Here is a 13,364-nt window from a genome sequence, read left to right on the forward strand (position 1 = left end):
GCTCAACGGGTTTGTCCTCATGATCCGGTCACCGCGGCGGGGGTCTTGGTCGTCCGCTGCGCAGGGGTGGTCTCGCCTTCGGCCGAAGCCCCACCCTCCGGCATCCACAGGCGCACGAGGGCGCCGCGGGGAACCTCGGGATTGTCGAGGAGCTCGATGCCGCCGCCGTGCTCCTCCATGATCTTGCCGACGATGGCGAGGCCGAGGCCGGTGCCACCCTCGCGGGTCGTCATGTAGGGCTCCAGCAACCGCTGGCGGTGCTCGGCCGGGAAGCCCTTGCCGTTGTCGGACACGTCGATGACGAGGCGCCCGTCGATCCGCTTGATCGACACGACGATGCGCCCCTGCCCCCGTTCGTCCTCCGGCACGGCTCCGACGGACTCCGCGGCGTTCTTGACGATGTTCGTGACGGCCTGGCTGACCAGCCGGCGATCGAAGCGCGCCACCATGCGGGCCTCGGGGATGTCCTCGTCGAAGACGATGTCGGGGTGGCCGACCCGCATGAGGAACAGGACCTGCCGGACGACCGCAGCAAGGTCGTCGTCGTCGGGCTGGGGCTTCGGCATCCTTGCGAAGGACGAGAACTCGTCGACCATGCGCTTGATGTCGTCGACCTGCCGCACGATCGTGTCGGTGCACTGGTCGAAGACCTCGCGGTCGGTGGTGATCACCTTGCCGTACTTGCGGCGGATGCGCTCGGCCGACAGCTGGATCGGCGTCAGCGGGTTCTTGATCTCGTGGGCGATGCGGCGCGCGACGTCGGCCCAGGCGGCGGTGCGCTGCGCGGAGACGAGATCCGTGATGTCGTCGAGCGTGATGATGAGGCCGCGCTCGTCCTCGGCCGCCTGCTCGGCCGTGACCCGGACCGTGAGCATGCGGTCCTGCCCCCCGCGGTTGACCGAGACATGGCCCTGTGCGCCGCGCAGGCGGTCCGTCTGCCTGTCCGCCAGCACCTCGGCGAGTTCCGGGAACGCCTCCTGCAGCGGCTTGCCGAGCCATTTCTCGCGGGAGATGTGGAGGAGCCGCTCGGCCGACGGGTTGATCACGGTCATGCGGCCGCGAGAATCGACGGAGATGACCCCGGCGGACACGCCGGAGAGCACCGCCTCCGTGAACCGCCGGCGGCGGTCGATCAGGTCGCGCGCGGCGGTGAGGCGGTCCGTCTGCTGGCGCAGCTCGGACGTCATCTTGTTGAACGTCTCGGCGAGGTGCCCGAGGTCGCCCTCGTCCTTGCGCGAAGGCACCTGCACGTAAAAGTTGCCGGACGCGACCTGGTCGGTCGCGTGGATGAGCCGCCGGATGGGCGCGACGAAGCGGTTGGCGAAGCCCAGCCCGAGCCAGATGGCCGACAGCAGCAGGATGAGCGAGATCAGCGCGTACATGCTGGCGAAGGCGACCTGCACCTCGAACTTGCGCTCGGCCAGGGTGCGGAAGTAGAGCGCCGCGCCCTCGGCCTGCGTGGGGAACTCCAGGGCCTTGGGGTCGATGGTGCGGGCCACCATCAGGTAGGTGTCGTCGAACCCGGGAACCTTGATGACGCCGCGGATGGTCCGCCCCTGCGGCGGAACGAGGCAGGCTCCCGTCTCGCCGGCCTCGGTCAGGTCCTCGGCGGTGGGAAGGATCAGGCCCTCCATGGGCTGGATCTCGATCCGCTCCACCACGCTCAGGTCGCTCTTGATCAGGAGCGCCACCGGGAAACCGAGGAACATCGCGCGCGAGCGCATGAAGTCGCGGAAGAAGTCGCGGTTCTGCTGCAGGGCGAAGCGGGCGCGGCCGACATCGGCCGCCATGAGGCTCGTCTCGCGGCCGACCGTGCGGCACTGCAACTCGCGGTAGGCCTGGGCCACCTCCACGGACGTCGTCAGCAGTTCGCTGACCCGGCGGTTCGACTGGGCATCCAGCGAGCGCTCCAGCGTCATCCACCCGAGGCCGGCCACGAGGACCGCGGGCAGCACGGCAACGAAGGCGAACCGGCCGACGATGCCGACATGCAGGCGCGCAGCCGCCATCCCCGCACGCCGTGCGCGCACGAGCGCCCACCCCTCCCGGGCCACCAGCCCGATCAGGATCAGGATGAGGGCCGCGTTGGCAACGAAAAGCCCGAGCACGAGCTGATGCGTGGGCGGAACCGGCAACATGCCGGCGAGCACCAGGAACGTTCCCAGCGCCGACAGCAGCGCCAGGGCCACCACGACGCCGCCGACATAGCCCCACAGGCGCGACGCGCCGCGCGGGATCGCGCCGCTATCGCTTACGGGGGTCGGGACGGACGGCTGGACCGCTGTCATGAATCCTTCTGGCCTGCGTTGCCACGAGGGCTGCGGCAGCGAAGCAACAGTGTTGCAACAACCCTACGCAAACAAGGCTGAATTGAGGCGCGGATGCAACACCTCTGTCGATGGAGATCCGATCCGGATCACGGATCCTCGTCCTCGGGATCCCCCGGATCGTCCGGGCCGGGCGCCGCCGCCTCCCGGGGAGGAACCGCAGCGGGTCGGAGGGCCGGCGGCGGGGGATGCCAGCCGCGCGAGGCCAAAGGCGAGCGCGCCGTGACGAACCGCCACGTGCCTCCCGGCTCCTCCAGCAGGACCACCGCGCCCGTGTGGGCCAGCCGTTGCCGGTCCAGCACCGTGGGACCGGCGCACCAGGAAGGCGCGGTGAGCGCCGTCACGACGACTGCCGCGTTCCGGCAGTCCTCGACGAACGCACCGGCCCCCAGCACGACCGACAGCGCACGGCCATCCCGGAGCCGCCCGACGCAGCCGAGGACATCGCAGCGGGCTCGGCTGCCGAGGCCCGGATCCGCGGCAGTCCGCGCGTCGCCGTCCGCACGAAGCCATTGCTCGATGACGAACGCCCCCGGTGACTTGCCGACCAGCGCGAGGCTCCCCTCCTTCGTCCGGACCATGGCCGAACGGCCGTCGGGGGCCACGAGGACCAAGGGGCGCTGCGGTGTCGCCGCGAGCACGATCCCGGCCGTGAAGGGCAAGAGGCCCAGCCAGCGAAGGGGGGATGTCCACAGGACGACCAGCAGCCCCCCGCAGCACAGAAGCAGCAGCGTGCCCGGACCGAAGGCCGGCACGACGCCCGTCGCGCCGGGCCATGACGCCACCCAAGCCGACAGCGAGAGCATGGCATCCACGCCCCAGCCCATGGCGATCCAGAACGGAGCGTCGAGCCCCAGCGGGTAGGTGATCGCACCCAGAACTGCCATCGGCATGACGACGAAGGAGACGAGGGGCAGCGTCAGCGCGTTGCCGAACAGTCCGAAGGCGGAATAGCGCTGGAAATGATAGAGCCCGAACGGGGCCGTGGCCGCCTCGGCCACGAGCGTCGCGCCGACCGTACCGACCAGGATCCGGCGCAGCCACCGAAGCCCGCGAGCCGGGAGGGACATCGGCGGACCGTCTCGGGGGCCGGAGTTGACCGGTCGACCCGGGACAGGGGCTCCTTCCGCGAGGGGATCGCCGGCCTGCGTCTTCTCGTACAGGGCGATGAGCGCGGCGACGGCGGCGAAGGACATCTGGAAGCTCGGGCCCAGGACGCTCTCCGGCTCGAGGGCCATCACCACCAGTGCCGCGATCGCGAGGCTGCGCATCGAGAAGGGCGTGCGATCGACGAGCATCGCCCCGAACAAGGCCGCCGTCATGACCAGCGCGCGCTGCGTGGCGATCTCGGCGCCGGCAAAGACGTTGTAGCCGGCCCCCGCGACGATGGCCGCGGCGGCGGCGATCTTGCGCAGAGGCCACGTCAGCGCCACTGCCGGGATGGCGGCTCCCAGGGCGCGGACGAACCAGAAGACCATGCCCGCCGCCAGGACCATGTGGAGTCCGGAGATCGAAACCACGTGGTAGATGCCGGCGGCCCTCAGGACGTCGTTGACGGGTTCGGGGATCAGCCCGCGCTTGCCGGTCACCAGCGAGGCCGCGACCGCGCCGGCCGGCCCGCCGATGACGGCGACGATCCTCTCCGTCAGGGCGTTCCGCGCCCGGTCGACGGCCGCCGTGAACCTCAGTTCCAACGGGAGGAGCGCCGGGGCCGGCGCCAGCAACACCGGACCACTGGCCGACCCCACCGCGCCGAGCCGCTGGAACCAGGCCTCGCGGGCAAAGTCGTAGCCGCCGGGCCGGGAGGCGGGGGGCGGCGGGATGAGCCGGGCCTGCGTCGACACGAAATCCCCCGCATGGAGCCCACCAAGGGACGGAAGCGTGATCCGCACGCGGTAGGGCGTCGCCTCCGGCGGGAGGTCGGCGAAGCGGTGGACGCGCAGGACAAGTCGCGCCGTGCCGACGCGCGCCTCCGCCGTCTCGATGGTGCCCGAGAGCGTGCCGTAGCTCGCACGAACGAGGACGGGCGCCGCCACGCCGGCGGTGCGCCAGCCCCCCGCCGTCATTCCGGCAAACACGGCGGCGGCGCCTGCCGCGAGGCCCATGGCCACCGGCCGGGACCGCAGCACCAGCGACAGGCCTCCAGCCCCGGCGGCAAGCCCCGATGACAGCGCGAGAGAAGGTTCGGAATCCGCTGAGAAGTAGAGCAGGATGCCGAGGATCACCGCGACGGGGAGCCAGAGGAACGGCCGGCGTCCCTCGACCTCCCTCCGCACGCAGGCGGAGACGAACTCGCGCCCGGCGGACAGACGATCGTTCGGAGATCCGGCGGCGGCACGAAGATGGGGCCATGGCAAAGCGCGCGCGGCCGCCGGCGAGCGACCTGTCGCGGGGCTGCCGGTGTCCGGTGGCGGGTCGGCAGCAGTCATCGGGCGCCCTTAACCTCGCCCGCCAATGATGCTACACGACCGGCGCCACGAACCAGCGCCGGTCGGTTGTGGTTATTCCGATTCCTCAGCCGGACCGTGCAACACGCTGATGAGCCGTCCCGTCGTCACCCGTTTCGCGCCCTCGCCCACGGGCTTCCTGCACATCGGCGGCGGGCGCACCGCGCTGTTCAACTGGCTCTACGCCAAGCGGCACGGCGGAAAGATGCTGCTGCGCATCGAGGACACCGACCGGGAGCGCTCCACGGAGGCCGCCATCCAGGCGATCCTCGATGGCCTCAAGTGGCTCGGCATCGATTGGGACGGCGACGTCGTCTACCAGTTCTCCCGCGCCGCACGGCATCGCGAGGTCGCTGAGCGGTTGCTGGCCGAGGGCAAGGCGTACCACTGCTACGCCACCCCGCAGGAACTGGAGGAGATGAGGGAGAAGGCGCGAGCCGAGGGACGGCCCATGCGATACGACGGCCGCTGGCGCGACCGCGACCCGTCCGAGGCGCCTCCCGGCGTGAAGCCTGTCATCCGGCTGCGTGCTCCGCAGGACGGCGAGACCGTCGTCGAGGACCGGGTGCAGGGCCGCGTGGTCTGGCAGAACAAGGACCTCGACGACCTCGTCCTGCTGCGCTCGGACGGAACGCCGACCTACATGCTCGCCGTTGTCGTGGACGACCATGACATGGACGTCACCCACATCATCCGTGGCGACGACCACCTCACCAACGCCGCCCGCCAGACGCAGATCTACCAGGCCTGCGGCTGGGACGTGCCGGAGATGGCGCACATCCCGCTCATTCACGGACCGGACGGCGCCAAGCTCTCGAAGCGCCACGGCGCGCTCGGCGTCGACGCCTACCGTGCGATGGGCTACCTGCCGGCGGCGTTGCGCAACTACCTCGTGCGCCTCGGCTGGAGCCACGGCGACCAGGAGTTCTTCACGACGCAGGAGATGATCGACGCCTTCGGGTTCGAGGGCATCGGCCGCTCCCCCGCCCGCTTCGACTTCGCCAAGCTCGAGCACCTGAACGGCCACTACATGCGGGCTTCGTCGGACGCCGACCTCGTGGCGGCGATCGAGCCGATCCTTCCGGACATCGGTCCCCCGCGTGGCGCCCCCGCGACGTTGTCGCCGCGCCTGCGCGAGCAGCTCCTGGCTGCCATGCCGGGGCTGAAGGAGCGCGCCAAGACGCTCGTCGAACTCGTCGACAGCGCCTACTACCTCTACGCGTCGCGTCCCGTTACCGTCGAGGCGAAGGCCGAGGCCCTTCTCGCCGACGGCGGACGGGCTCGCATCGCCGCGCTCCTGCCGGCCCTCGAGGCCCTGGATGCATGGAGCGCGGCGACCACGGAGGCCGCGGTCAGGCAGTTCGCCGAGACCACGGGAGCGAAGCTGGGACAGGTCGCCCAGCCGCTTCGCGCTGCCCTCACCGGACGATCAACCTCCCCCGGACTGTTCGACGTCATGGACGTGCTGGGGCGCGAGGAATGCCTCGCGCGTCTGCGCGATCAGGCGGAAAAGTCCTGAGGTCCGCCGAACCGCGCCAGCGACGCCGTGCTGCGACCGCCTGACACCCCACCTTTCGGTGTGGTTGAACGGTGGGGGGAATTGGGCTAGCACACCGAAGGCAACAGCGAAAAAGTCCGGAACGTCCGGTTTTGCCGCAGGTTTTGGCAAGTCGGCGCGTTTCGGTGCGAAATCGTGGCCTTTCGTGCTGACGGCGCAAGGTCCTGCGCCGGGCACCCTACCGACTACGGCCGAAGGATAGCGCCCATGAGCGACCCCGCCACCCTCAACGTCAACGGCAAGAACCTTGCTCTTCCGACCAAGGAAGGCTCGATCGGCCCGGCTGTCGTCGACATCGGGAAGCTCTACGCCCAGACGGGGATGTTCACCTACGACCCCGGCTTCACGTCTACGGCGAGCTGCGAGTCGCAGATCACCTACATCGACGGCGACGAGGGCGTCCTGCTCTATCGCGGCTACCCCATCGAGCAGCTGGCCGAGCACGGCGACTTCCTCGAGACCTGCTACCTGCTGCTGTACGGGGAGCTCCCGACCGCCGCGCAGAAGGTCGACTTCGACTACCGCGTCACGCGCCACACGATGGTGCATGAGCAGATGATGCGGTTCTTCCAGGGCTTCCGCCGCGACGCGCACCCGATGGCGGTGCTCGTGGCCTCCGTCGGTGCGCTCTCGGCCTTCTATCACGACTCGACCGACATCTCCGACCCGCACCAGCGGATGGTCGCGTCGATGCGCATGATCGCCAAGATCCCGACGCTGTCGGCGATGGCGTACAAGTATTCGGTCGGACAGCCGTTCGTGTACCCGCAGAACAACCTCGACTACACGTCGAATTTTCTGCGCATGTGCTTCGCCGTGCCCTGTGAGGACTACAAGGTAAACCCGGTCCTGTCGCGCGCGCTGGACCGCATCTTCATCCTTCATGCGGATCACGAGCAGAACGCTTCGACCTCGACCGTCCGCCTCGCCGGTTCGTCGGGCGCCAACCCGTTCGCCTGCATCGCGGCCGGCGTCGCGTGCCTCTGGGGTCCGGCCCACGGCGGTGCCAACGAGGCCGCGCTCAAGATGCTGCAGGAGATCGGCACGCCCGAGCGCATCCCGCACTATGTCGCGCGCGCCAAGGACAAGAACGATCCGTTCCGCCTCATGGGCTTCGGCCACCGGGTCTACAAGAACTACGACCCGCGCGCGAAGATCATGCAGAAGACCACGCACGAGGTGCTGGCCGAGCTCGGCATCAAGGACGACCCGCTCCTCGACGTCGCCATCGAGCTGGAGCGCATCGCGCTGCACGACGAGTACTTCATCGAGAAGAAGCTCTACCCGAACATCGACTTCTATTCGGGCATCACGCTGAAGGCGATGGGCTTCCCGACCACCATGTTCACCGTGCTGTTCGCGCTGGCCCGCACGGTCGGCTGGATCGCGCAGTGGAAGGAGATGATCGAGGACCCGTCCCAGAAGATCGGCCGCCCGCGCCAGCTCTACACGGGCGCCCCGAAGCGCGAGTACGTGTCGATCAACCAGCGCTGACGCGCCGGGCCATCGCTGAACCTCCCTCCCCGCCCGCGCCTCGCGCGGGCGGTTTCATGTCAGGCGTCCCCTCAGCCAGCGGACCGGGCGCCCGTCGATCGCAGCGAGGCCCAATGCGATGAGCGCCATCCCCGCGAGGTGGCGCAGCGCCAGCGTCTCGCCGAGGACGAGCACGCCGAGCAGGACGGCCGTGACGGGGATCAGGAATGTCACGAGCCCGAGGTTCGTGGCCCCGGCCGACGCCAGGATCCGGAAGAAGAGAACATAGGCGAACGCGGTGGAGGGCAGCGCCAGCGCAGCGACGCAGGCCCAGGCGAGCGGAGAAGCCGGCGCCAGCGTCCAGGGCTGCACCACGACGAGCGCGACCGGCAGCATGATCAGGAACGACATCGTCGTCTGCCCTGCGGCGATGGCGAGCGGCGCGATGCCCATGGCGTGGAACCGCCGCCCGTAGACGTTGGAGAGGGCGTAGCACGCCGCCGCGCCGAGGCAGGCCGCCTCCGCCAGGATCTCCGTGCCCGACCCCAGCGACGGCGCTGCTCCCAGCATGACCGCCACGCCGACGAGGCCGGACAGCACGCCGAACAAGCGATTGCCTGTCATCCGCTCGTCCCGCGTCGCCCAGTGAGCGACGACGACGAGAAACAGCGGGGTCGTGGCGTTGAGGATCGAGGCGACGCCGCTCGGGATGTGAGCCTGCGCCCACGCAAAGAGCGAGAACGGCACGACGTTGTTGAGCAGGGCCATTCCGACGAGGGTCCGCCATGTCGCGGCTCCCCGCGGGCGCGGGACCCGCATGAGCCACACGACGAGCCACAGCGCCGACGCGGCGAGGCCCACCCGAACCGTCACGATGAGCAGCGGGGGGATCTCGCGGACGGCGACGCCGATGAAGAGGAACGACCCGCCCCACAGGACGGACAGCAGCAGCAACTGCGCCCAGTCGCGGGCATCCATCGGTCGGTTGACGGGCGAAGAGGCGGTCATGCGCGGGCTCCGGACGGCGCCTTGTGGCACGCTCGGCGACGCCGCGCATCCCGCATTCGATCCTCGTATCCCTCAGTCCCGGCCCGCGACCTCCAGAACGATCCGCGCCGCGCGCCCGCTGGGCGTGTCGCCCTCCGGGAGGACCATCAGCGAATCCAGCCGCGCAAGCGCCGCCTCCTGCGCCTCCCGCGCTGGGGAGGTTCCGAGGAGCGGTTCGAGGGCGTCGGCGAGAGAAGCGGGATTCGCTGATTCCTGAAGGAGTTCCGGAATTGCGTTCTCACCCAGAATCAGGTTCGGGAGCACGATCGAGGGCACTTTGATCAGGTACTTGAGCTGTTCCTCCAGCTTCGACACACGGTAGGCGACCACCATCGGAACGCCGGAGAGCGCCAGTTCGAGGGTCACCGTTCCCGACGCCGCCAGTGCCGCTCTCGCCTGCCGGAAGGCGGCATACTTGGCAGCGACTCCCTCGACGATGCGGGGACGGACGGGCCATGCACGGGTCCCCTCCTCGATCGTCCGCAGCAGGTGCGGCACGGCCGGGAGCACGGCCTCGAACGCGACGCCCTTCGCTGTGAGGATCGCCAGCGCTTCGCCGAACGGTTGCAGGAGCCTCGCGATCTCCGAGCGCCGCGAGCCGGGCAGCACGAGCAGGAGGGGCGGATCGCCCGCCCGCCGGGCGGCATCCTCCGGCCCGGGCCGCAGTTCATCGAGTCGCTCGATCAACGGATGGCCGACATAGGTGCAGGCCGGGCCGCCGAGCCGGCGGTGGGCCTCCGGCTCGAAGGGCAGCAGGGCGAGGACGTGGTCGACATAGGCGCGCATGGCCTTTGCGCGCCCGGGACGCCATGCCCACACGCTCGGGCTGACATAGTCGACGACGGGCAGGTCCGGGCGCGCGGCGCGGACGGCCTTCGCCACCCGGTGGGTGAAGTCGGGACTGTCGATGATGACGAGGATGTCGGGCGGATCCGCGAGCAGCGCGGCCACCGTCTGCCGGATGCGGGCAAGCACCGTCGGGAGGCGCTTCAGCACAGGCAGGATGCCCATGACGGCGATGTCGGCGAGCGGGAAGAGGCTCGTCATCCCTTCCGCCTCCATCGCCTCCCCCGCGACGCCCGAGAAGCGGACCGCGCCCGCGCCCAGCCGCTGCTTCAGCGCCTGCATCAGCTTGAAGCCGAGCTGGTCACCCGAGTGTTCGCCGACCACGATGCCGACATGCAGGGGACGAGCGCCGCTCACGAGCCTGCATCCTCGACGCCGATCCCCTCGATCGCGATCCCGGCGCGGTCTGCCGCCGCGACCATGGCGGCGCGGTCGACCGTGAAGACGCCTCCGGCGGCGACGGCGAGCGCGTCGAGGCCGGCCGCCTTCATGCGGCGGATCGTCCGGGGGCCGACGGCCGGAAGGTCGATGCGCCAGTCCTGCCCCGGCTTGGGGGCCTTCACCAGCACGCCGCCGCGGCCGTCGAGCCTGACCCGGCGCCAGCGCTGGAGAGAGGCGACCCGGTCCAGCATGCCGTCGGTTCCCTCCGGCCCCTCGACCGCAAGCACACGTCCGCCGGAGACGACGACCGCCTGACCGACGTCGAACGGACCGATGGCAGCCAGCAGATCCAGACCCTTCTGCGCGTCCGCGCGAGCCTGCGGCGACAGCCCGAGCCGGCCGAGCGGCCCCTCCCCGGCCAGCAGACCCGGAGCCACCGCCTGCGGCCCCACCACGGGAAACCCGGCCTCCTCGATCAGATCCACCACTCCGCGCAGGATGCGGTCGTCGCCGGCGGCGAGAATGCGACCGAGATCCTCGCGGTTGCGGTAGGCGGCAAAGACAGAGGTGATGGCAAACGGGCCGGGCCGGGTCACGGCGCCGGCCAGCACCACGCAGGCCGGCTGCAACTGCCGCAGGAGATCGAGCACCCTCACCGGATCCAGCATGTCCGCCCAGCGCACGTCATGCCGGCCGAGGGAACGTGCGGCGAAGCCCCGCAGCGCGACGATCGCGACCTTGCGGCCCGAGGCCGCGGCGGCATCGGCAACTTCGAGCGGAAAGGCGCCGCCACCGGCGACGATGGCGACGGGGCCGGGCGGAGCCGCGGCCACGCCTCAGCCCTCTTGCGCGTCGCGGGGCGTGCAGATGGAGCGGTTGCCACCCTCGCGGATGAAGTCGAGGATCTCGTGCACGACCGGATGGGTCGCAAACTCACCAGCTACGTCTTCCACCCGCTCCTGCAGCGTGCCCTCATCGGCGAACAGCAACCGGTAGGCGCGGCGGATGTCGTGGATGACCTCGCGGCTGAAACCTCGCCGCTTCAGGCCCACGATGTTGAGGCCGGCGAGGTGGGCGCGGTTTCCGATGGCGATGCCGTACGGGATGACGTCGTTCTCCACGCCCGACAGGCCGCCGATAAAGGCGTGCGCGCCGATGCGGCAGAACTGATGGACGGCCGCGCCCCCGCCGAGAATGGCGAAATCCTGCACGGTGCAGTGGCCCGCCAGCATGACGTTGTTGGAGAAGATGACGCTGTTGCCCACGCGGCAGTCGTGCGCGACGTGCGCATTCGCCAGGAAGGTGCAGCGGTCGCCGACCGTCGTCACCGATCCGCCGCCCTCCGTGCCGGGGTTCATCGTGACCCCCTCGCGGATGGTGCAGTCGGATCCGATGGTCAGGGTCGAGGGCTCGCCCTTGTACTTGAGGTCCTGCGGCTGGTGGCCGATGGACGCGAACGGGAAGATCCGGGCCCGGGGGCCGATGGTGGTGCGACCCGCCACGACCGCGTGGCTGACGAGTTCGCAACCGTCACCCAGTTCGACGTCGGGCCCGACCATGCAGAACGGGCCGATGCGGACGCCCTCGCCGAGACGGGCACCCGGGTCGACGACGGCGGAAGGATGGATCGCGACGCCGCTCATTCGGTCACCAGCATGGCCGAGACCTCGGCCTCGCAGGCGATCTTGCCGTCGACCTTCGCCTCGCCGCGAAACCACCACATGTTGGCGCGCTGCTTCATCTTCTTCATGTGGTACTCGACCACGTCGCCAGGGCCGACCGGCCGCCGGAACTTCGCGTTGTCGATGGTCATGAAGTAGACGATCTTCGGCCTGCCCTTGCTGAGATTGGAGTGGACGCAGAGCGCGCCCGCCGTCTGGGCCATCCCCTCGATCAGCATGACGCCCGGCATCACCGGGTGGCCCGGGAAGTGCCCGTTGAACTGCGGCTCGTTGAACGTGACGTTCTTGATGCCGATGCAGCTCTCGTCGCCCTTCATCTCGATGATCTTGTCGACGAGGAGGAACGGATAGCGGTGCGGCAGGAGTTCGAGGATCTGCCGGATATCGGCCGATCCCAGGGTGTCCGGCGCGGTCTCGTTCATGTCGGCCCTCTCGGCTCTGCCCTGCCGGGCGGAGTCAGCGCGAAATCGATCCTAGCGGCGCGGTGTCCGGGTCAGGTGTCGCCCGAGGAGGCGCCGCCTCCGCTTTTCCGCTTCGCAAGATTGGCGACGAGCGTCAACTCCCGGAACCACTCCTTCACCGGTTTGGCAGGGGTCCCGCCCCAGCGGGCACCGGGCGGAACGTCGTCGGCGACGTTGGACGACCCGGCGATCTGCGCACCCATGCCGATCCGGACGTGGCCGACGACGCCGACCTGGCCCCCGAGCGCAACGAAGTCCTCGATGGTGACCGAGCCCGAGACACCCACCTGCGAGACGATGATGCAGTGACGCCCGACGACGACGTTGTGGGCGATCTGCACCAGGTTGTCGATCTTCGTGCCCTCGCCGATCACCGTGTCGCGGTTCGCGCCACGGTCGATCGTGGTGTTCGCGCCGATCTCGACGTCGTTCTGGATGATCACGCGGCCGACCTGGGGCACCTTCAGGTGTCCCTGCGGCCCGAGGGCAAAGCCGAACCCGTCCTGCCCGACCCTGACGCCCGGGTGCAGGATGACCCTGTCACCGACGAGCGCGTGGATGACCGTCACGTTCGGCCCGATGGAGCATTGTCGGCCGATGCGGACGCCCGGACCGACGACGGCATTGGCACCGATCACCGTCCCCGTGCCGATCTCCGCCCCCGGGCCGATGACGGCACCCGGGTCGACGATGACACCCGCCTCGAGCCTTGCGGCCGGGTGGACGAACGAGCCCGGCGCCTGCCCTGCCGAGCCGAACACGGACCCTGGCCGCATGGCATCCGGGAAAAGCTTGCCGGATACGGTGGCGAAGGCCCGGTAAGGCTGGCCGGTCACGAGCGCCACCGTTCCCTCGGGCACGCGCGACGCGAACTTCGGCGACACCAGACACGCGGCCGCGCCGGTCGTGTCGAGTTCCGGAGCGTAGCGAGGGTTGTCAAGGAACACGAGATCGTCGGGGCCGGCGCGGTCGAGCGGCGCGACACCGCTGATCGTCCGCGTGAGGTCGGCCCCATCGGCCGGCTTTGCGCCGGTCGCAGAGACGATATCGGCCAGCGTCAGGGGAGACGCCAGCCGAAAGAAGACAGGATCGGTCATTGGCTTATCCGCGGTCTCGCCGGCGGCGCCGTGGGACGCCGCCGG

Annotated in this window: 10 protein-coding genes; 2 read left to right on the forward strand and 8 right to left on the reverse strand. The window is 69.9% G+C overall.

The annotated features are described in order from the left end of the window. Window positions 1–17: 17 nt before the first annotated feature. Both ACX9GQ_RS19665 and ACX9GQ_RS19670 read right to left on the reverse strand, forming a co-directional pair. On the reverse strand, window positions 18–2,288 hold the full coding sequence (locus tag ACX9GQ_RS19665; RefSeq protein WP_459631286.1) for a sensor histidine kinase NtrY-like: 2,271 nt from the start codon (window positions 2,286–2,288) through the stop codon (window positions 18–20). Between the two features lie 128 nt (window positions 2,289–2,416). Then, window positions 2,417–4,756, reverse strand: coding sequence for a ComEC/Rec2 family competence protein (locus ACX9GQ_RS19670; protein WP_459631287.1), 2,340 nt, complete (start codon window positions 4,754–4,756; stop codon window positions 2,417–2,419). A 109-nt stretch (window positions 4,757–4,865) separates the two neighbouring features. Between ACX9GQ_RS19670 and gltX the strand changes: the two genes are divergently transcribed. Further along, entirely contained in the window at window positions 4,866–6,293 is a 1,428-nt protein-coding gene (gltX, locus tag ACX9GQ_RS19675) for a glutamate--tRNA ligase (protein WP_459631288.1), read from the forward strand. A 246-nt stretch (window positions 6,294–6,539) separates the two neighbouring features. Then, window positions 6,540–7,826, forward strand: a complete 1,287-nt coding sequence (gene gltA / locus ACX9GQ_RS19680; RefSeq protein WP_459631289.1) for a citrate synthase — start codon at window positions 6,540–6,542, stop codon at window positions 7,824–7,826. 54 nt (window positions 7,827–7,880) lie between these two features. Here the strand turns inward: gltA and ACX9GQ_RS19685 are convergent, their stop codons facing one another. The 6 genes from ACX9GQ_RS19685 to lpxD all read right to left on the reverse strand — a co-directional run bounded on the left by ACX9GQ_RS19685 (window position 7,881) and on the right by lpxD (window position 13,319). Beyond that, window positions 7,881–8,813 carry a DMT family transporter gene (locus tag ACX9GQ_RS19685; protein ID WP_459631290.1) on the reverse strand — a complete coding sequence of 311 codons (933 nt, stop codon included), beginning with the start codon at window positions 8,811–8,813 and terminating at the stop codon, window positions 7,881–7,883. 72 nt (window positions 8,814–8,885) lie between these two features. Then, a complete protein-coding gene (gene lpxB, locus ACX9GQ_RS19690; RefSeq protein WP_459631291.1) occupies window positions 8,886–10,055 on the reverse strand; it encodes a lipid-A-disaccharide synthase in 1,170 nt (389 codons plus the stop codon). After that, entirely contained in the window at window positions 10,052–10,912 is an 861-nt protein-coding gene (locus ACX9GQ_RS19695; RefSeq protein ID WP_459631292.1) for an LpxI family protein, read from the reverse strand. Before ACX9GQ_RS19695 ends, lpxB begins: the two co-directional genes overlap by 4 nt. A 3-nt stretch (window positions 10,913–10,915) precedes the next feature. Then, window positions 10,916–11,722, reverse strand: coding sequence for an acyl-ACP--UDP-N-acetylglucosamine O-acyltransferase (gene lpxA, locus ACX9GQ_RS19700; protein WP_459631293.1), 807 nt, complete (start codon window positions 11,720–11,722; stop codon window positions 10,916–10,918). Further along, window positions 11,719–12,183, reverse strand: coding sequence for a 3-hydroxyacyl-ACP dehydratase FabZ (gene fabZ / locus ACX9GQ_RS19705; RefSeq protein ID WP_459631294.1), 465 nt, complete (start codon window positions 12,181–12,183; stop codon window positions 11,719–11,721). The genes lpxA and fabZ overlap by 4 nt, the downstream gene beginning before the upstream one ends. Before the next feature lie 71 nt (window positions 12,184–12,254). Then, window positions 12,255–13,319, reverse strand: coding sequence for a UDP-3-O-(3-hydroxymyristoyl)glucosamine N-acyltransferase (gene lpxD, locus ACX9GQ_RS19710; RefSeq protein WP_459631295.1), 1,065 nt, complete (start codon window positions 13,317–13,319; stop codon window positions 12,255–12,257). Window positions 13,320–13,364 lie beyond the last annotated feature (45 nt).

This window comes from Alsobacter sp. R-9 (genome assembly GCF_054612375.1).